The sequence below is a fragment of the Oleidesulfovibrio vietnamensis genome (assembly GCF_055388115.1).
Genome location: NZ_AP042419.1, coordinates 572,702 through 590,946, shown reverse-complemented (window position 1 = coordinate 590,946; position 18,245 = coordinate 572,702). Strand labels below are relative to the sequence as shown.

Genomic DNA, 18,245 nt, shown 5'->3' with positions numbered 1-18,245 from the left:
GTGCTCCTTTGCCGTTAGCTCTGCCTTCCGAAAAAACGGGTCATGGCCGCAAAGCGTTCGTAATGATACGCTTCCAGCTGATCCGCAGTCATGCGCCATGCCCAGTTGCCCTCAGCCACCGAAGGCGTGTTCATGCGCGATTCCGCGCCAAGTCCCAGCACATCCTGCAGCGGAAAGACAACCGTATCGGCCACACCGGCCATGGCAAGCCGCATGAATGCATGATGGGCATCTTCCTCCCGCACCGAATGTCCGGCAAATTCCCCCAGTCTGAAACGCTCTTCGTCGCCCGCTTCCTGCGTGAACCAGGCCCGCACAGGAGCGTTGTCATGGGTGCCGGTATACACCACACACCTGCGTTCGTGGTTAAAAGGTGCATCAGGATTACGGGTCAGATCACCGGAAAAGCCGAACTGCAGAATCTTCATGCCCGGAAGATTCCATGTGTTTTTAAGCTCGCGCACATCAGCGGTAATGACTCCCAGATCTTCGGCAATGATTGGCAGACTGGTGAAGGCCCGCCCGAACGCGGAAAAAAGCTCCATGCCCGGTGCATCGACCCAGCGGCCGTTGACAGCCGTCTTTTCCGCCGCGGGAATCTGCCAGTAACCGGCAAACCCCCTGAAATGATCAAGACGCACCACGTCCGCCAGCCGGAAATTATGCCGCATACGGTCTATCCACCAGCGGAAACCGTCCTGCCGCATGGCCTGCCAGTTGTAAACAGGGTTACCCCAACGCTGCCCCGTCTCGCTGAAATAATCAGGCGGAACACCTGCCACGTAAACCGGATCCATTGACGCATCAAGCTGAAAATATTCGGGGTTGGCCCATACATCGGCGCTGTCATATGTCACATATATGGGCACGTCACCCACCAGCACCACGCCCAGTTCGCGGCAGTAGGCGTGCAAAGCGTCCCACTGGCGGAAAAACAGGTACTGGACAAAGCGCTCATATTCCATCTCTCTGGCGTTGTCCTCGTCCCATGCCGCCAGAGCCTCGTCGTCGCGGTTGCGCAGCGCAGCCGGCCAGTGTCGCCACTCCGCCCCGCCATGTGCCCGCTTGATGGTCACAAAACGGGCGTAATCGTCCAGCCATGCGTTGTTTTGTCTGCAGAATTCCGCATAAAACCCGTCACTGGGCAGCGTATGGCTGTTGCGCTCAAACGCGGCGCGCAGCACCCGTTCCCGATGCCGCTCCACCCTGTCATATTCCACCCGCGCGGGGTCGTCGTACAACGGTGCGTGATCGGCAACCTGAATGTCGGGCCATGCCACCACGCCCTGTTGCACCAGCAGTTCGGGACTGATGAACAACGGGTTACCCGCAAATGCGGAAGGACTGGAATACGGAGAGTTGCCGATGGCGGGCGAGGTGGGCCCCAGCGGCAGAAACTGCCAGTACAGCTGGCCTGTATTACGCAGCAGCCGCGCAAACCGGTACGCGGCCGGTCCCAGATCTCCTATGCCGTACCCCGACGGTAACGAGGTGATATGCAGCAGCACGCCGCTGGAACGTACATTCATGAAAAAACCTCCCGGCTGAAATACGGAACAACGCAGTCTGACACAGCATGCGTTCCCGCTTTCTTGCTTTCCCGCCAGCGTACCACAACGCGACACTTCCTGCCATGTGTTATCCGCCCGCACCGCGGTTCTCTGTCTGAAGAGAACAGAATACCGCCCGCAGGCAGAAACAACCGGTACGCCGGTGCCGCGGCACACGTTCACGCGCCATCAACCGCGGCGGCTCCGTGGTTCCGCCGGACTGGTCACAAACATCGGCTGCCGGCTGCAACTGCCTGCCGGTCACGCTGACAGCAGGTCACACTGACAGCAGGCTCGGCGCAGATGAGCAGCGGTGAAAAAAGAAAGGAAAAAAAGAAGTATGCCGGATGGCGTTAAAAGAAAAAGCGGTACGGGGCATCGTCCATACCGGAAATGACACCGGCAGGCAGCACGGAAAGAAACAGCTCGCGCAGAATGCTGCGTTTTTCTTCGGGGCCCGCCTGCACCGGCAGTTCCCCCGTGGCGTTGCACAGCCGCAGCAGTTCCTGCATGGCCGTATGTCTGTCTCCCAGCATATCAACCAGCCCCGCCTGCAACGCCTGTCTGCCGGTCATGGCCCGGCCGTCTGCAACCAGCCGCACATCCTCGGGCGGCAGATGCCGTCCTTCGGCCACGGCCTGCACAAACTGGTCGTACATATCCATCACAACGGACTGCAGATACTCCCGCTCGCGGGGGGTCATCTCCGCAAAGGGAGAACCGGCATTTTTCAACTCGCCGCTGGTCAGCGCCACATGGTGTATGCCCAGCGCCTTCATCAGCTCGTGCACGTTGCCCATTTCCATCTTTACGCCGATGCTGGCCGTAAGCGTGGAAGGATTGGCCACAATGCGGGTTGCCGGAACAGATATGTAGTAGCCGCCGGAAGCAGCAGCGGCCCCCATGGAGACCACCACAGGCTTGCTTGCCGCAAGACGCTTCACCGCGTCGTGCAGCTCCTGCGAAGGCGCCACCGCCCCGCCCGGTGAATTGACCCGCAGCAGCACCCCGCGCACGTCGGGGTCGCGGCGCAGTTCTTCGGCAAAATCAACATAGGGGGTGGTGTCCAGCAGCATGCCCTGCACATTGATGAGACCCAGCCGCTGGCCGCCCGAAAAATCTTCATCGCCGAACAGCAAACGCAAAGTGGCCATGGCCCCCCAGAAGAGGGCCACAGCCACCAGTATAAGCATCATTCCGAAGAGAAAAGGATGCCTCTGGCTAAAGGTAAGCCTAGTTGTCTGCTGCATCCTCTTCAAGCTTCAGCTTGAGAATGTCGCCCAGAGTCTGTCCGCCTGCTTCTGCAGGGCCGGAACGGAACTCTTTGGGACGGCGGCGTTCTTCGTCGTCCTTGATCTGCTTGATGGACAGACCGAGGCGGCGTTCTTCCGCGCTCACGTGAATGACTTTCGCCTGAATGGTCACGCCTTCCTTGAACATTTCAGAGGGAGACTTCACCTTTTTCTGGCTGATTTCAGACACGTGCACCAGACCTTCGATACCTTCTTCAACTTCCACAAAGAGGCCGAAGTCGGTGATGTTGGTAACAACGCCGTTCACCAGCGTACCCACGGGGTAGTTTGCGGGCACCTTGCTCCACGGATCTTCGGTCAGCTGCTTCACGCCGAGGGTGAACTTTTCGCTTTCCTGATCCACGGTCAGCACTTTTGCCTGCACGGTGTCGCCCACGTTGTACAGTTCGTTGGGATGACGGATTTTCTTGGTCCAGCTGATGTCGGAGACGTGGATAAGACCGTCGATGCCGTCTTCGATACCGATGAACATGCCGAATTCGGTAATGTTCTTGATGACACCTTCAAGGATGGTGCCTTCGGGGTATTTTTCTGCAACAACTTCCCAGGGATTCGGCTTGACCTGCTTCATGCCCAGAGAAATGCGCTTTTTGTCGGGATCAACGCCCAGAATGACCACTTCCACTTCGTCGCCGACGCGAACCATCTGGGAAGGATGACGCAGCTTGCGGGTCCAGGACATTTCAGAAATGTGCACCAGACCTTCAACGCCGGGTTCCAGTTCCACAAATGCGCCGTAGTCGACCAGATTGGTCACCTTGCCGTTCAGGCGGGCGTTTTCGGGGTACTTGGAGGTGATATCGGCCCAGGGGTCGTTCACCAGTTGCTTCATGCCCAGAGAAACCTTCTGGCTGTCACGGTCAAAGCTCAGAATCTTCAGTTCCAGCTCCTGACCCAGAGAAACCAGTTCCTTGGGATGACGGATACGCTTCCAGGACATATCGGTGATGTGCAGCAGACCGTCCAGACCGCCAAGGTCAACGAACACACCGTATTCGGTGATGTTCTTTGCCTTACCGGTAACGATCTGACCCTCTTCGAGGGTTTTCAGCAGATCCTGACGCTTGGAATCGCGTTCTTCTTCCAGCAACACGCGGCGGGAAACGATGACGTTGCTACGGCGGCGGTTGATCTTGAGCACGCGGAAGTCGAATTCCTGGTTGACCAGTGCGTCCATGTCAGGCACGGGGCGCAGGTCCACATGAGAGCCGGGCAAGAACGCTTCCACTCCACCCAGATCGACGGTGTAACCGCCTTTGATGCGGCGAATGATACGACCGCAGGTTGTGCCTTCACTTTCCTGTACTTCTTCGAGCTTGTCGAAGACCTGCATGCGCTTGGCCTTTTCAAAGGACAAGGTGATGGTGCCTTCCATCTCGTTCTTGCGGGCTACGAACACGTCTACGGTGTCGCCCACCTTGATGGCAAGGTTTCCTTCGGCGTCCTTGAATTCGCTTGCAGCAATCTGACCCTCGGACTTGAAGTTCACATCGACCAGCACGTAGTCGCCGTCCACACGGACAACTTCGCCTTTTACAATGGAACCTTCTTCAAGATCTCCGAAATCGGAGCTGAGGTAGTTTTCGAGGGCGCTCTCAAAGCTCATTTCTGCATCGAGAGAGGTATCAATGGTTTCGGTTGTCATACGTTTCCTCCAACCAACAAATTTTCCCGCTACCGTCCTGCGGGATTTGCCTCATTACCAAAAAGGCGGCAGGAACTCAACTGTAAATCCTGTTTATGAGAGTGCCACAAGATCATAGGTCCGCGATTCCACTATCTCGGCACGCACCATGGCTCCGGGTTTCACCCCCGGTCCGCTTATGTAGGTCACGCCGTCAATTTCCGGCGCCTGAAACCATGTGCGGCCCACATGCAGCCCCGGCCACTCCTCGTGCGCGGCGTCCACCAGCACGTCTTCGTCGCTGCCGGTAAACCCTTCCAGAATTTCTTCGCTTATCTCTGCCTGCACTTCCATCAGGGCATCGCGGCGCCAGTCTTTTTCCACTTCATCCACCTGACCGGGCATGCCGGCTGCGGGGGTGCCTTCTTCGGCACGATAGGCAAACACGCCCAGATGCATAAAACGCACATCCTGCACAAAGCGCGTCAGATGGTCGTAGTGCTGCTGTGTCTCACCGGGAAAGCCCACTATGATGGACGTGCGCAGCGCCGCTTCGGGAAAGACATCGCGCACGCGGTCCACCACCTCGCGCGGGTTGCGGGCAAAAGGACGTCCCATGCGCGAGAGCACATCAGGATGGGCGTGCTGCACGGGAATATCAAAATACGGCACAAAAGGTTTGCCCGCATCACGCAGATAACGGAGCAGACCGGCATCAAGACCGGCAGGATACAGATACATGAGCCGCAGCCGTTCCAGCCCGTCCAGCGGCAGCAGCCGGTCCAGCAGCGAACGCAGACCGTGCCTGAGTCCCATGTCTCTTCCGTAGGCGGCAACATCCTGCGCCACAAATATCAGCTCCTTCACCCCGCGGGAAAGCAGGTTGACGGCCTCCGCTTCCAGCACGTCGGCCGGAGTGGACACCAGCCCGCCGCGGATGGAAGGTATGGTGCAGAAAGAACAGTTATGGCCGCAGCCGTCGCTGACCTTGAGGTAGGCATATGACGGACCGGTGGAAAGCAGACGCACCGGCGGCACATGCACCGCAACTCCCAGCGCGCGGCCTATCATCTCCGGCCATGCATCCATGTCTCTGTTGGTCAGCCACAGATCAACCTCGGGCAGTTCTGCGGCCAGGTCCTGCCGGCCGTACCGGCCCACCAGACAGCCGGCCACAGCCAGCAGCGGCCTGCGGGGCAAGTCTTCCAGTTCGGCCACGGCCTCGACCACCGTCCGGACAGACTCTTCCACCGCCGGAGCAATGAACCCGCAGGTATTGATGAGTACAAGGTCGGCATCCGCCATCTCCCGGACGGGTCGGACCTCCGGCCCCAGCACGCCCAGCAGCCACTCGGTGTCCACGCGGTTCTTGGGACAGCCGAGACTTATCGAATAAACGCTTATCATAAGGAGTAAGACAGGGTAAAAGGTAACTGTGCAACCCGCGCATTGCCACGGCGGGACTCACTATGCAAGTAAAATAATGCCGGCCGGACGGGACCGCGTACGTCACAGTCAAGGAGGCATCATGACCGCAAACACACACCAGCCGCCGCTGGCGGAACTGCACCCCGTGCGGCCTGTCAGGCTGGGCATAGCCACAGTGGGCACGGGAAGCAGTCTGGAGCTTCTGGCGGGGCTGTTCAGCCGCACCGATTTCCGGCAGGCATTTCCGCAGGTATGCATCACCGCGCTGCTGCTGGATGATGACACCCAGCCGCCCGCCGGTCTGGCGCACATTCCGCGCTATGCACAGCTTGCGCCGCTGCTGGAAGCGCAACCGCTGACAACCGTGCTGGCAGACATGACGGAAGACGGCAGACACATGGCCTGTCTGCGCCGCGAGGCACCGCCGCGCATGGCAGTGCTGGACGCCTGTACCGTCACGGCTTTTTTCAGCATCATCACATCGGAACAGCTGTGCCGCACATGCCATGTGCATCTTTCACATGCGCGCACTCTTTTCGCCGCGCTCATCGACCAGATTGACGAAGACATTCTGCTGCTGGACGCGGAAGGACGCATAACCGACCTGAACAAAAAGGTGCTGGAACGGCGCGGCGGGGCCAAAGAAGACTGGCTGGGCCGCTACTGCTGCGATCTGGAAGGACAGGACTTCTGCTCCACCTGTCAGGGAGCCTGCCCGTTTGAAGAGACCCTGCGCACAGGAGCCAAGGCGGAACAGATACACACCCGCGTAACCCCCGAAGGCAAGGTAAGTTACCACCGCGTGTACACGTATCCCGTGCATGACGAACACGGCACCCTTACACGGATCATAGAAATGCGCCGCGACATCACAGGCCGCACCAACATGGAACGCAAACTCCATCAATCTGAAAAAATGGCGGCCATAGGCGAACTGGCAACCTACATCGCGCATGAAATCCGCAACCCGCTTTTTGCCATCGGCGGCTTTGCCAATGCGCTTCTCCGGTCGCCTTCGCTGGACGACAACGCACGCGAAAAAGCACGCATCATATTGGAAGAATCCAGACGGCTGGACACAATTCTGCGCAGCACCATGAATTTTGCCAAGCCCAGCGACCCGCGCCGCGGCGATGTGGACATGAACCACATAGTGCGCGACACCATGGGGCTGATGCGGCTGAACGATGAAAAACGCAGCATAACCACCGGCGTGGATCTGACAGAACCGCTGCCTCTGGCGCGAGGCGATGCCGACATGACCAAACAGTGCCTTATCAACCTAGTTAAAAACGCACAGGAAGCCATGCCCCGGGGCGGCAGCTTGACGGTGCGTACCGGAATGAAGCAAAGGGGAATCTTCATTCAGGTAGAGGATACCGGAACCGGCATTCCCGAAGAGATACGGGAAAATGTCTTCAGCCCGTTTTTTTCCACCAAAGACAAAGGGGCCGGTCTGGGCCTTGCCATGACCAAAAAACTTATCGAGGAAATGGGCGGCGCCGTTGAACTGCAGACCGCCGAGGGCAAGGGGACATCCGTCACCCTGTTTCTGCAGCCGCTGCTGACGGTGGACGACGCACCGGCAGCACTCTGACCCGTTTACCCGTCTTTCAGGAGCCTGAACCGCATGAAACAGCAGGTTATCGTACTTGCCACCCGCAACAGAGGAAAAATCGCGGAACTTTCCGCCATGCTTGCAGACACGGGACTGACCGTACGCGGACTGGATGACTTTCCGCAGGTGGGCGAAATAGAGGAAACCGGCACGACGTTTGAAGAAAACGCCCTGCTGAAAGCGCGTGCCGTGGCGCAGGCCACAGGTCTGGTGGCCGTGGCCGACGATTCCGGCCTGTCCGTGGACGCACTGGACGGGGCACCGGGCGTATATTCGGCCCGCTACAGTGACGACAGCCCGCACCTGCCCGGCGAAACCCGCGACCAGCGCAACAATGCCAAGCTGCTGGGGGCGCTGGCAGGCGTACCGCACGAAAAGCGTACAGCGCGGTTCATGTGCGTCATGGCCGCAGCCGCGCCCAACGGACACACCGCCACGGCCCGCGGCTCGTGGGAAGGCCACATAGCCACAGCCGCCAGAGGCAGCAACGGGTTCGGGTACGACCCGCTGTTCATCGATTCAGACTCCGGCCTGCACTCCGCAGAACTGCCGCCCGAACAGAAAAATGCCCGCTCGCACCGCGGCAAGGCTCTTGCCGCACTCATGCGTATCTGGCCCGAGTTCTGGCAGCAGGCCTGCTGAGGTTGCCGCAGCCGCACACTTCCGGCCCTGTTTCTGACTATCCTGTCAGGAACAGGGCTTTTTTTTAAACGCACGGCCGGGCGTGGCGGTACACACTGCATGCCGGATGTGACGCAGGTCACAGTGTTCCGCCGCAGGACAGGGCATATCCGGCACATGACACAACCGGAGAAAAAATCGGCCCCTGCGGGATACCTGTGCAAAATGCGGGGCTGTGCAACCAATGACTGGCGCCCCTGCATGCACGAAGCCTGCTGGTCAGCCGCAGGTGCTTTTGCGGGCATCCTGCTGCTGGGACTGCTCAATTCGTTTCTTTCCCGCGCAGACAGCGTGCTGCTGATAGGGTCCTTCGGCGCATCGGCAGTGCTGGCCTACGGCGCCCCCGACGCTCCTCTGGCGCAGCCGCGCAATCTGGTGGGCGGGCACCTGCTGTCGGCCGCGACAGGCGTTGCCTGTTTCCAGCTGCTGGGCAACGACGCCTTTGCCGCGGCGGCGGCTGTTTCGCTGGCCATTTTTTTCATGCATCTTACCGGCACGCTGCATCCTCCGGGCGGTGCCACCGCGCTTATCGCCGTTATCGGCAGCCCCGCCGTGCACGCGCTGGGCTACATGTATGTAATCATACCCGCCGGCGCGGGTGCAGCCATCATTCTGGGCGTGGCTCTTGTGGTCAACAACCTCAGCCGCAGGCGCAGTTATCCGCGCTGGTGGTGGTGAGTGTCTCATACTCTTGCGCTGATGCCCCCGACAACGTACTATGCCCGACTGTTACTTCCCGTCCGGAATCGCAAGTCTCCGGCACATCCCGCAAGGAGAACCCTATGTGTGGCATAATCGGCTACGCGGGGCACCGCCCCGCCGTTCCCGTCATCATTGAAGGCCTGCGCAGGCTGGAATATCGTGGTTACGACTCCGCAGGGGTCGCCTTTGTACAGAACAAAGAGCTGAACATCGTCCGCGCCGAAGGCAAACTGGCCAATCTGGAAACAAAGCTGGAAAGCATAAACGTGACCATGGCGACCAGCGGCATCGGTCATACCCGCTGGGCAACACACGGGGTGCCCGTAGAACGCAACGCACACCCGCATTGTTGTCAGGACGGTTCGCTGGCCATCATTCACAACGGCATCATCGAAAACTACCAGCAGCTCAAGGCTGAACTGCTGGAAAAAGGGTATGAGTTCCGGTCTGAAACCGACACGGAAGTCTGTGCCAACCTCATTGCCGAATGTCTGCGCAGCACAGGCTCGCTGGATACGGCCATATCCATGGCGCTGCAGCGGGCCGAAGGCGCATACGCCATTGTGGTATGCGATTCGCGCAACCCCGGCACGCTGTACGCCGCACGGCAGTCCAGCCCGCTGGTCATGGGCATAGGGCAGGGCGAAAATTTCCTTGCTTCCGACATTCCCGCATTTCTGCCCTACACGCGTGACGTGGTCTTTCTGGAAGACGGAGAAATGGTCCGCATCGACGCCAACAGCTGGAGCGTCATGAATGTAAAAGACCTTTCTCCGGTTGAAAAACAGGTTCACCACATCACGTGGGACGTTCAGGCCGCACAGAAAGGCGGCTACAAGCACTTCATGCTCAAGGAAATCTTTGAGCAGCCCCGTGTGATCAGCGACTGCCTGACCGGACGCATGGACTGGAAACAGCGCACCGTCACCCTGCCGGAACTGGAACAGGCTGCCATTCCCTCGCGGCTGCATATCGTGGCCTGCGGCACCAGTTTTCACGCCGGTCTGTGGGGCAAACAGCTGCTGGAACAATGGGCCGGTGTGCCGGTGAGCGTTGAAATAGCCTCTGAATTCCGCTACCGCCAGCCCATCATGCAACAGGGCGAAGCCGTACTGGTTATCAGCCAGTCCGGTGAAACCGCAGACACACTGGCAGGGCTGAGGCTGGCCAAAGAGCAGGGCCTGCCGGTCATCGGCCTGTGCAACGTTGTCGGCTCATCCATCGCGCGAGAAGCGGACACGGTGGTCTACACGCAGGCAGGGCCGGAAATCAGTGTGGCTTCCACCAAGGCCATGACCAGCCAGATGACTGCGCTGGCACTGCTGGCGCTTTACTGGGGCATACGCAAAGGCGTGCTGCCCGATGAAACCCGCAGAGCCGCGGTGGACGGGCTGGAAAAACTGCCCGGACAGCTTGAATCGGAACTGCCCAGAATGCGGGAAGAAGCCAAACGTCTTGCCCGCGAATACTCTTCGGCACGCAGTTTCTTTTTTCTGGGGCGCGGGCTCAGCTATCCGCTGGCACTGGAAGGCGCACTCAAGCTCAAGGAAATTTCCTACATCCATGCCGAAGGCTATGCCGCCGGTGAAATGAAGCACGGTCCCATAGCGCTTATCGATCCGGAATTCCCCACGTTTGCCGTGGCGCCCGCCGACGATCTGTACCCCAAAGTCAAATCAAACCTGCAGGAAGTACAGGCACGCTCCGGCCGCATCATCGCACTGGTGCATCCGGGGGCCGACCTTGCCGTGGACAGCCCGTGGGTCATGGCCGAGGCATGGGGCCCGCTCTCATCGTTTCTGGCCCTGCCCGCTCTGCAGCTCTTCAGCTATGAAGCCGCAGACTATCTGGGCAAAGACGTTGACCAGCCCAGAAACCTGGCAAAAAGCGTCACAGTGGAATAGCAGCGGTCTGTCAGACACCCGATGCGCTCCCTGCCGCCTTTATCTGAAGGCGTGCGGGGAGCGCTTTTTTTGCGGCCCGCGCGCTGTCTTCATTCATCCCGGCATACTGCCCCCAGGCATCAGGCGGAACACAACGCACCTGCGCCCCGAAAAACCGACGGGCGCAGGCCGCGCAGTCTATGTCCGGAAAATACTCCGTTACCGTACGCAATCTGTTACAGTTGATTCTACAAAGAGAAATATGCTCCTGCTGCGGGAAATATATCATCAGCGTTGATTTCCGTTTTCACGGTTTGCCCGCTGCAGGAGTATGAGGCATATATACAGACAAACCCCTCAGGAGGACATATGCTTCATCTGCGTTCAACTGTATCAACGTCTCTTGGTGTGGCCGTCATCGGGCTGGCTGCATATGCGGTCTACAAAAGCGGGCTGCTGCGCAAGGCTGCCGTGGGAGTCATCCGCGGCGGGGTAAAGGCCTCGGCATGGGCGGAAGATCGTTACAAATGCGCCCGTGATAATGTAAAAGACATGGTGGAAGAAGCCCGCAAAGAACCGGCACCGTGCCCCGTGACGGTAAAAGAGGAAAAAGCCTGACATCCTGCTGACTGACCCGTCCTAAAATGAGTTGACGTTTTTTAGATTGTTCAAGTTTGGGCTGTGAGGGCAACCTCACAGCCCATTTTATGTACATACTCCGGCGTCTTCATATTCAGGCTAAGATGAGGACGCTCCGTATTATAGATTCCGATCGACTCGTCCACAACTGCCTTCAACTCATCGTAACTTTTGCATGGCACAAATAGAAACTCTTGCTTCAGGATGCCATTCACCCGTTCAGCCAAAGCGTTCTGATAGCAATCGTATCCATCAGTCATGGAACAAAGCATCCCTGCCTTACTCAACTTGTCTTGGTAGATGGTCGATGCGTACTGAAGCCCCCTGTCAGAGTGGTGGATTGCCTCTTTGGTAGTCAAACGGTTCCTGGCAGCTTTTTCCAGTGCCTTGGACACCCCTTCAGCTCCAAGATCCCGATTGAGGCTATGTCCCATGATCTTTCTACTATAAGCATCCGTCACCAAGGTGAGGTAGTAGGTCTGCTCTCTTGTCGAAAGATATGTGATGTCACTAACAAAAACCTGCTCCGGACTTGATGGTCGGATATCTTTAAACAAGTTCGGGTGCTTCTTGAGCCAATGCTTTGAATTTGTTGTTTTTGTGTAGTTTCGTTTGCGCCTTATGAGCATGTGCTCCTTTCGTAACAACGCGAACAAAGCATCGCGCCCAAGCTTGATTCCCTTTGCGCTGATAGCATCGCACAGCAGCGAATACAGCTTTCTGGTTCCAAGCCGAGGCATTCTGGCTCTGACGGCAAGCACCAGCTCTTTCACAACTTGAAGCTGGATAGCTCGGAATTCAAAACGCTTTTCGGCCTGATAAACAGATTGGCGGCTCACCCCGAGCTGCCTGCAACAAGCCGCCAAGCTTACTTTGGCTTTTTGTTGAAGATTTCGTGCAGCTCGGGGGTAAACTTTTTTCTTATGGCAGTCCCGTATTCGCGGTCTGAAATGTCAATCATTTCGTTGAGAAGCATGTTCTTCAGCCTCTCGTCCCTCAGCTCCCGTTCCAATCTTCTGATTTGCTGCGCGGGAGTCTCTTTAGCTTTTGGCGATTTACTCGAATGTACCACAGGCTTGCTCCAATCAAGAGTTCCGTGCTTTCTAAGCCAGATAAGCACAGTGCTGCGCCCTTGAATACCATACATCTTCTGAGCCTGCTTGTATGTCATTTCGCCTTGTTCCACTTGAGTCACGACGGATATTTTAAAGGCCATCGTGTAGTCTCGTTGGGTGCGCTTTACATGCTGATTCTTTTCACTTTCCATGAAATAGGCTCCTTACTTGTCAACCTATTTCAGGACGGGACAGACACACAAAAAAAGCCTTTTCCGCGGGGAAAGGCTTTTTTGTATTCCGTCTGCGCGGCGGGGTCAGTTCCGCCGGTCTGTCTGCTGTCCGGCTGCCGGCCGTCTGCCGGCCGCCCAGGCTGAGCCGCCAAGTATGGCGAACGTTGTGGCATTATGAACAGCAGCTGCCGCAACAGGTGACAGCAGCCCCGCACCGGCCACAAGCAGCAGGCCGGTATTTATGCCCACCCCTGCCATAAAGCAGTTATCCAGTATTCCCGCAGCCCTCAGGCCGGTATCCCGCGCCACCACCAGCCCGTGCAGAGAGTCACGCAGCAGCACAATGCGGGCCGATTCTCTGGCCAGCCCCTGCGTGCGTGAAAGTGACACCCCCACATCTGCCGCCACAAAAGCGGGAGCATCGTTCACGCCGTCGCCGATCATGGCCACCTTGTGCCCTTTGCTCCGCAGGTCTTTCACAAAAGCGGCTTTTTCTTCCGGCAGCAGGTCCGTATGCATCCCGTCAATACCGGGCACCTGTGCAAGCAGAGTCTCAGCAGTCCGGGCATGATCGCCTGTCAGCACATAAACATGCCGTATGCCCCGCAAACGCATCTGCCGCAGCACATCGCATGCTTCGGGGCGTATCTCGTCGCGCAGGGCAATAAGGCCCAGCAGCGACTCGCCGGAAGCAACAAACACCAGCGTCTTGGCCTCACTGCGCAACCGTTCAGCCTCTCCGGCCAGTGCCGCGCAGCTGATGCCGCAGTCTTCGGCAATGTAGTGATGGCTGCCCACGCGCACCACGCGGCCGGCCACCACGGCCTCTATGCCGTGTGCGATACTGCAGCAGGCATTACCCGCCGGCAGCAGCTCAAGGCCCCTGCGCGCCGCTTCCGCCACCACGGCCTGCCCCACGGGATGATCCGACCGGTCTTCCACCGATGCGGCCAGACGGATAAATTCATCATCAGCAATACCGGCCGTAAGCACATCAGTGACCCGCAGCCGCCCTGTGGTCAGAGTTCCGGTCTTGTCAAAAACCAGAGTGTCGGCTTCTGCAAACGCATCCAGTCCGGAGCCGCTTTTAATCAGCACGCCCTCTCTGGCAGCGGTATGCAGCGAAGTTTTAATAACCACGGGCGCCGGCAGCTTTACCGCACAGGCATAATCGATGGTAAGAACAGAAAGAGCGCGCGAGGCGTCATGCGTGGCGGCATACAGGACGGCGCCCAGACCAAGCGTGATGGGGGCAAGCATGTCCGCAAGCCTGTCGCTGCGGCGTTCTCTGGCCGAAACTTCACGCAGCGCATTTTCCATAAAGCCCGAAATTCTGGCCATGTTTGTTTCGGCACCGGTACGCCGGGCCTCAATGGTCACAGCGCCTTCACGGACAACGCAGCCGGAGAGAATCTCCGCCCCCTCCTTCACATACACCGGAGCGGATTCTCCGGTTATGGAACTGCAGTCCAGCAAAGCCTCACCCGCCACCACCAGTCCGTCCACAGCCACCAGCCCGCCGCTGCCCGCAAGCACCAGATCGCCGGGAACCACATCGGCAAAGGCAACGGCGACCTCCGCATCTCCGCGGCGCACCCATACCGACTCCACAGGAGCGGCCACAAGGCTCTTCAGCAGCCCGTTGGAGCGGTCCTCGGTTGCCTGACGCAGAAATTCGCCCACAACAACCATGGTGGATATGGACGCGGCAGCCACATAATCGCCGCGCAGCAGCGAAAAGCCTATGGTCGCCATGTCCAGCACCCGCACCTTGAGTCCCTGAGTGAGCAGCGTTTCAGCCCCTTTCAGCACTGCCGGAGCGCCCATTGCGGCCGCCACCGGCAGTTGCAGCCCGGGCGGCATCGCGGCAACAGCTGCGGTCATTGCCGCATGAAACACCGCATCGCCCAGACCTCTGCGCGGCGGTGCGGGCACCCCGCGCGAAAAAGCCCGTGCCGGTACCCGCAGCAGCACGTTGCCGAAATCCGCCCCGCTCCCCTGCGGGGCAAGCTCTATCACCACACAGGCGGCGCGGGGGTTCACTCTGGCCCGCGCCACACCTTCTGTATTTTCAAGCCATGCTTCAAAATACTCCGGATCAAGCGCGGGGTCGGACAGCCTGCGCCACCTGTAGCGCAATCTGCCGCGGGTGCGGTGTACAAGCTGCGGCAAAGGATACTGTGCCACGGTCAGTCCTTTATACCTTTACGGCGGCATGCGGGGCAAAGTCCGTACAGAAACATCCTGTGGCGGCTCAGTGTAAAGCCGGAACGCTCCGCCAGTTCCACCTGCCGGCGCTCTATGGTCTCATCCACAATTTCTTCTTTTCTGCCGCAGCGTGTGCAGATCAGATGATCATGATGGGGATGATCATACGCATGTTCGTACAGCGTCACCCCCTCGCCCATATCAAAGCAGTCTGCCAGCCCCGAGCGCACAAGCAGCTTAAGCGTGCGGTACACTGTGCCTGCCCTATTCCCGGCTCGGTCTTTCTGACCTTGTGGTACAGATCTTCAGAAGAAAAATGTCCTTCCGTCTCCAGAAAGGCTCCCACTATGGTTGCCCGCTGCGGTGTCATGTTCTGCGAATTGGAAAGCAGATAATCCACAAAAGTCTGATACGCGTTTTTGCCGCTCAAGCTAGGCCTCCCCTGATTCGCTGTTCACAATGATCAGATCGGCCTGATCCACACGCAGAAAAAGCCGCAGCCCTTCATGGCTGCTCACAATGATACGGTCACCCGAAGACATTCTGTAGCTGGGAGCCTTTTCCACAGATTCCAGCCGCAGCGTGCCTCCTTCGCGGATATCCAGAAGAGCAATGGTCTTCTGTGCTCTTTCGCCGCCCAGAATGCGCCTGACCAGAAAAGGACTGCCTGCCTGTGCATTGACAAACTGGCACTCGATGTCTCCCATGACGCCCAGAATCTTGGCTGCCATGCCTTCAGGCAGGCGTATACGCCCTCTGCCTTCGACCACGGTCACGTATTCCATGGGCGGCAACCGGCGCAGCAGTTCTATTTCGTCGTCGTTCTTCAACCCCAGAGCGGCAAGTGCCGCCAGCAGGGACTCTCCGGCTGTCACCGCCTCGATGTGACCTTTATCACCCACATGCAGTTCCGGCAGCGGCAGCATGCGTCCGTCTTCCAGATGCACGATGACCTTGCCCCCCATGCCGCCGCTCAGCACCACTTCTCCGCGGGGACCGCGCACCCGCACGGTGTGCAGGGCCACTTCTTCGTCCAGACGGGTGATGACGCTTGAAGGAAACAGCCCCATGCGCGCAAGACGCCGCTCCAGCGAAGGGTCGGCAATACGCTGGATGACAAGTCCCGCACCACAAGGCGCGTTGGTCAGGCTGGAAATCATGCGACCCCCTTTACAGAATCATGCTGTGTCCGCACATGCCGTACCGATGCGGGTTTTCTGCCGCCGCTTGCCGCGGCATATCCCAGAATGCCCAGAGTACTCGCATTGTGCATGAACGCCGATGTGACGGGAGAAAGCCTGCCCGCGGCCGCCAGCAGAAGCACTGCGGAATTGATGCCCACAGCAGCCTGAAATGAACGCCGCAGAACATGCTGTGTATGTGTGGCAATGTCACGGGCAACAGCCAGCGCTTTCAGGTTGTCTTCCAGCAGCACCACCTGCGCCGCCTCGCGGGCCAGGTCGGCACCGCCCGGCATGCATATGCCCACATCGGCGGAAATAAGCGCCGGAGCATCGTTCACACCGTCACCCGCAAAGGCCAGCAGCCCCCCGCGGCTCTGCAGCCTGCGGACAATATCGGCCTTGTCATCGGGCTTCAGCTCCCAGTGCACTTCGTCGATGCAGCCGAGCTGCTCCGCTATGGCCTGCGCCGTATCTTTGTGGTCGCCGGTAAGCATGACAATGTTCCGGATACCGCGCTCTTTGAGCAGGGCAAGCGCTTCTGCGGCTTCGGGGCGCAGCTGGTCACGCAGGGCTATGACTCCTGCCAGAACACCCTGACGCGCCACATACAGCAACGATTTGCCCTGTCCCCGCAACCTGCGGGCAAATGAGGCCGCGGCAAAGCAATCCACGCCCTCGTCGTCTTCAAGAAAATGCCTGCTGCCCACAAGCACCTGCTCGCCCTGCACAAAGGCAGACACTCCGTGGGCCACAATAAAATCGACCTGACTGATGGGCGGCAGAGTCAGTCCCCTCTGCTGCGCTTCAGCCACCACCGCGCGCGCCACAGGGTGCGAATAATGCTCTTCTGCACCGGCTGCCAGCGCCAGCAGCTCGTGCTCGTCCATATCTGTCAGGGGAATAAGATCGGTAACTTTCAGGTTGCCTCTGGTCAGGGTGCCTGTCTTGTCAAAAACAACGGTGTCTATGCGGGCAAGGTTATCCAGCGCCTGAGAGCCCTTGAGCAGCACACCGCAATGTCCGGCGGTGTACATGCCCGACTTTACAGCCACCGGCGATGCCAGCTTGATGGCGCAGGAATAGTCAACGGTAAGCACGGAAGCAGCGCGGCGGATATCGCGCGTCAGGGCAAAAAGCCCCAGCCCCAGAGCAAACGTCACAGGCACCAGCCTGTCCGCCAGCTCATCGGTCCGTGTCTGCGAAGAGGATTTGCTGCGCAGCGAATTTTCCAGAAAACGGCCGATACGGGCCATGCTGGTCTCGCCGCCCACGGTGCGGGCTATTATTTTCAGCCGTCCGTCCTCCACCACCGCACCGGAAAGCACATCATCGCCCGGACGGACATGTACGGGCAGTGATTCGCCGGTGATGGAACTCTGGTTGAGCGCGGCTTCGCCGTCCGCCACAGTGCCGTCCACCGGCACCAGTTCTCCCGCACCGCAGATAACGATATCACCCACGCCGAGGGAGCCGAACGGTACCTGGACCTCTCTTGCATCCCGTTCTACCCAGACATGCTCCACTGAAGGCCGCAGCAGATTTTTCAGCAGGTCATTGGATTTCTGTTCCGTCCACTGCTCCAGATATTCACCCAGCCCCAGCATGGCCACTATGGCGTTGGCCGTTGAATAGTCCCTGCGCAGCAGCGAGAACCCCACGGCGGAAGCATCCAGAACCTCCACCTTGACCCCTTCCGTCAGCAGCGTGAGCAACCCGTCGTTAATGGTGCCCAGACCAAGCAGCCAGCTGAGCGGCGCCTTGATGTGTTCCGGCAGAAATGGTGTGAGCACCGCCGAAACACCCTGCGTCACCACGCCGGAAAGCGAAGCTTGCGCGGCATGCCGCGCCCCCGCAAAATACGCTTCCGCGGGGATATCGCGCAGCACGCCCAGCACCCGCGTTCTGGTATGCGGATTGCCGTCATATTCCACCGTCATGGAAAACGCCCGCGGATTGATCCGCGCCTGCGTCACACCGGGCAAGGCTTCCACAACGGCCTGCAGATAGGCGACATCAAGCTCGGGGTCGTACAGCCGCCTGCTGCGCAGACGGATACGCCCCGGTATTTCATGCGCCACGCTGCAGTGTCCGCCGCATGCCGCAGAAGATTCCCTTGCATTCATGACT

General features: G+C 58.9%; 13 protein-coding genes and 1 pseudogene. 5 read left to right on the top strand and 9 right to left on the bottom strand.

Annotated elements, in window-relative coordinates:
* Window positions 1–14 precede the first annotated feature (14 nt).
* The 4 genes from malQ to rimO all read right to left on the bottom strand — a co-directional run bounded on the left by malQ (window position 15) and on the right by rimO (window position 5,894).
* A complete protein-coding gene (gene malQ / locus ACZ5D1_RS02490; protein ID WP_273195088.1) occupies window positions 15–1,529 on the bottom strand; it encodes a 4-alpha-glucanotransferase in 1,515 nt (504 codons plus the stop codon).
* Window positions 1,530–1,903: 374 nt separating this feature from the next.
* Window positions 1,904–2,800 (bottom strand): signal peptide peptidase SppA, encoded by an 897-nt coding sequence (gene sppA, locus ACZ5D1_RS02485; protein WP_034618807.1) that lies wholly within the window; start codon window positions 2,798–2,800, stop codon window positions 1,904–1,906.
* Window positions 2,784–4,508 carry a 30S ribosomal protein S1 gene (locus ACZ5D1_RS02480; protein ID WP_011366629.1) on the bottom strand — a complete coding sequence of 575 codons (1,725 nt, stop codon included), beginning with the start codon at window positions 4,506–4,508 and terminating at the stop codon, window positions 2,784–2,786. The genes sppA and ACZ5D1_RS02480 overlap by 17 nt, the downstream gene beginning before the upstream one ends.
* A 93-nt stretch (window positions 4,509–4,601) precedes the next feature.
* Window positions 4,602–5,894: a 30S ribosomal protein S12 methylthiotransferase RimO gene (rimO, locus tag ACZ5D1_RS02475; protein WP_011366628.1), complete on the bottom strand. Its 1,293-nt coding sequence runs from the start codon at window positions 5,892–5,894 to the stop codon at window positions 4,602–4,604.
* A gap of 121 nt (window positions 5,895–6,015) precedes the next feature.
* On the opposite strand from rimO, the gene ACZ5D1_RS02470 reads away from it, so the two are divergent.
* From ACZ5D1_RS02470 to ACZ5D1_RS02450, 5 genes are all read left to right on the top strand, one after another.
* Window positions 6,016–7,512, top strand: coding sequence for a two-component system sensor histidine kinase NtrB (locus ACZ5D1_RS02470; protein WP_051363923.1), 1,497 nt, complete (start codon window positions 6,016–6,018; stop codon window positions 7,510–7,512).
* Window positions 7,513–7,545: 33 nt separating this feature from the next.
* Complete coding sequence (locus tag ACZ5D1_RS02465; protein ID WP_011366626.1) at window positions 7,546–8,175, top strand: XTP/dITP diphosphatase; 630 nt, start codon at window positions 7,546–7,548, stop codon at window positions 8,173–8,175.
* Between the two features lie 156 nt (window positions 8,176–8,331).
* Window positions 8,332–8,892, top strand: coding sequence for an HPP family protein (locus ACZ5D1_RS02460; RefSeq protein WP_464555785.1), 561 nt, complete (start codon window positions 8,332–8,334; stop codon window positions 8,890–8,892).
* A gap of 104 nt (window positions 8,893–8,996) precedes the next feature.
* Window positions 8,997–10,820 carry a glutamine--fructose-6-phosphate transaminase (isomerizing) gene (glmS, locus tag ACZ5D1_RS02455; RefSeq protein ID WP_011366624.1) on the top strand — a complete coding sequence of 608 codons (1,824 nt, stop codon included), beginning with the start codon at window positions 8,997–8,999 and terminating at the stop codon, window positions 10,818–10,820.
* A gap of 348 nt (window positions 10,821–11,168) precedes the next feature.
* Window positions 11,169–11,417: a hypothetical protein gene (locus tag ACZ5D1_RS02450; RefSeq protein ID WP_011366621.1), complete on the top strand. Its 249-nt coding sequence runs from the start codon at window positions 11,169–11,171 to the stop codon at window positions 11,415–11,417.
* Window positions 11,418–11,467: 50 nt separating this feature from the next.
* Here the strand turns inward: ACZ5D1_RS02450 and ACZ5D1_RS02445 are convergent.
* The 5 genes and pseudogenes from ACZ5D1_RS02445 to ACZ5D1_RS02425 all read right to left on the bottom strand — a co-directional run bounded on the left by ACZ5D1_RS02445 (window position 11,468) and on the right by ACZ5D1_RS02425 (window position 18,241).
* A protein-coding gene (locus ACZ5D1_RS02445; RefSeq protein ID WP_455697283.1) for an IS3-like element ISDde2 family transposase occupies window positions 11,468–12,705 on the bottom strand; the annotation gives its coding sequence in 2 pieces (ribosomal slippage) (window positions 11,468–12,351 and window positions 12,351–12,705; 1,239 coding nt in all).
* Between the two features lie 105 nt (window positions 12,706–12,810).
* Window positions 12,811–14,913, bottom strand: coding sequence for a heavy metal translocating P-type ATPase (locus ACZ5D1_RS02440; protein ID WP_011366620.1), 2,103 nt, complete (start codon window positions 14,911–14,913; stop codon window positions 12,811–12,813).
* A 2-nt stretch (window positions 14,914–14,915) separates the two neighbouring features.
* Window positions 14,916–15,304, bottom strand: a pseudogene (locus ACZ5D1_RS02435) (Fur family transcriptional regulator).
* 61 nt (window positions 15,305–15,365) lie between these two features.
* On the bottom strand, window positions 15,366–16,094 hold the full coding sequence (locus tag ACZ5D1_RS02430; RefSeq protein WP_011366618.1) for a FeoA family protein: 729 nt from the start codon (window positions 16,092–16,094) through the stop codon (window positions 15,366–15,368).
* Complete coding sequence (locus ACZ5D1_RS02425; RefSeq protein ID WP_011366617.1) at window positions 16,091–18,241, bottom strand: heavy metal translocating P-type ATPase; 2,151 nt, start codon at window positions 18,239–18,241, stop codon at window positions 16,091–16,093. Before ACZ5D1_RS02425 ends, ACZ5D1_RS02430 begins: the two co-directional genes overlap by 4 nt.
* Between the last annotated feature and the right edge of the window lie 4 nt (window positions 18,242–18,245).

What these genes read in the sequence shown, in the direction of transcription:
- malQ (WP_273195088.1), bottom strand. Translation starts at nt 1,529, where the DNA reads ATGAATGTACGTTCCAGCGGCGTGCTGCTGCATATCACCTCGTTACCG.
- sppA (WP_034618807.1), bottom strand. Translation starts at nt 2,800, where the DNA reads ATGCAGCAGACAACTAGGCTTACCTTTAGCCAGAGGCATCCTTTTCTC.
- ACZ5D1_RS02480 (WP_011366629.1), bottom strand. Translation starts at nt 4,508, where the DNA reads ATGACAACCGAAACCATTGATACCTCTCTCGATGCAGAAATGAGCTTT.
- rimO (WP_011366628.1), bottom strand. Translation starts at nt 5,894, where the DNA reads ATGATAAGCGTTTATTCGATAAGTCTCGGCTGTCCCAAGAACCGCGTG.
- ACZ5D1_RS02470 (WP_051363923.1), top strand. Translation starts at nt 6,016, where the DNA reads ATGACCGCAAACACACACCAGCCGCCGCTGGCGGAACTGCACCCCGTG.
- ACZ5D1_RS02465 (WP_011366626.1), top strand. Translation starts at nt 7,546, where the DNA reads ATGAAACAGCAGGTTATCGTACTTGCCACCCGCAACAGAGGAAAAATC.
- ACZ5D1_RS02460 (WP_464555785.1), top strand. Translation starts at nt 8,332, where the DNA reads ATGACACAACCGGAGAAAAAATCGGCCCCTGCGGGATACCTGTGCAAA.
- glmS (WP_011366624.1), top strand. Translation starts at nt 8,997, where the DNA reads ATGTGTGGCATAATCGGCTACGCGGGGCACCGCCCCGCCGTTCCCGTC.
- ACZ5D1_RS02450 (WP_011366621.1), top strand. Translation starts at nt 11,169, where the DNA reads ATGCTTCATCTGCGTTCAACTGTATCAACGTCTCTTGGTGTGGCCGTC.
- ACZ5D1_RS02430 (WP_011366618.1), bottom strand. Translation starts at nt 16,094, where the DNA reads ATGATTTCCAGCCTGACCAACGCGCCTTGTGGTGCGGGACTTGTCATC.
- ACZ5D1_RS02425 (WP_011366617.1), bottom strand. Translation starts at nt 18,241, where the DNA reads ATGAATGCAAGGGAATCTTCTGCGGCATGCGGCGGACACTGCAGCGTG.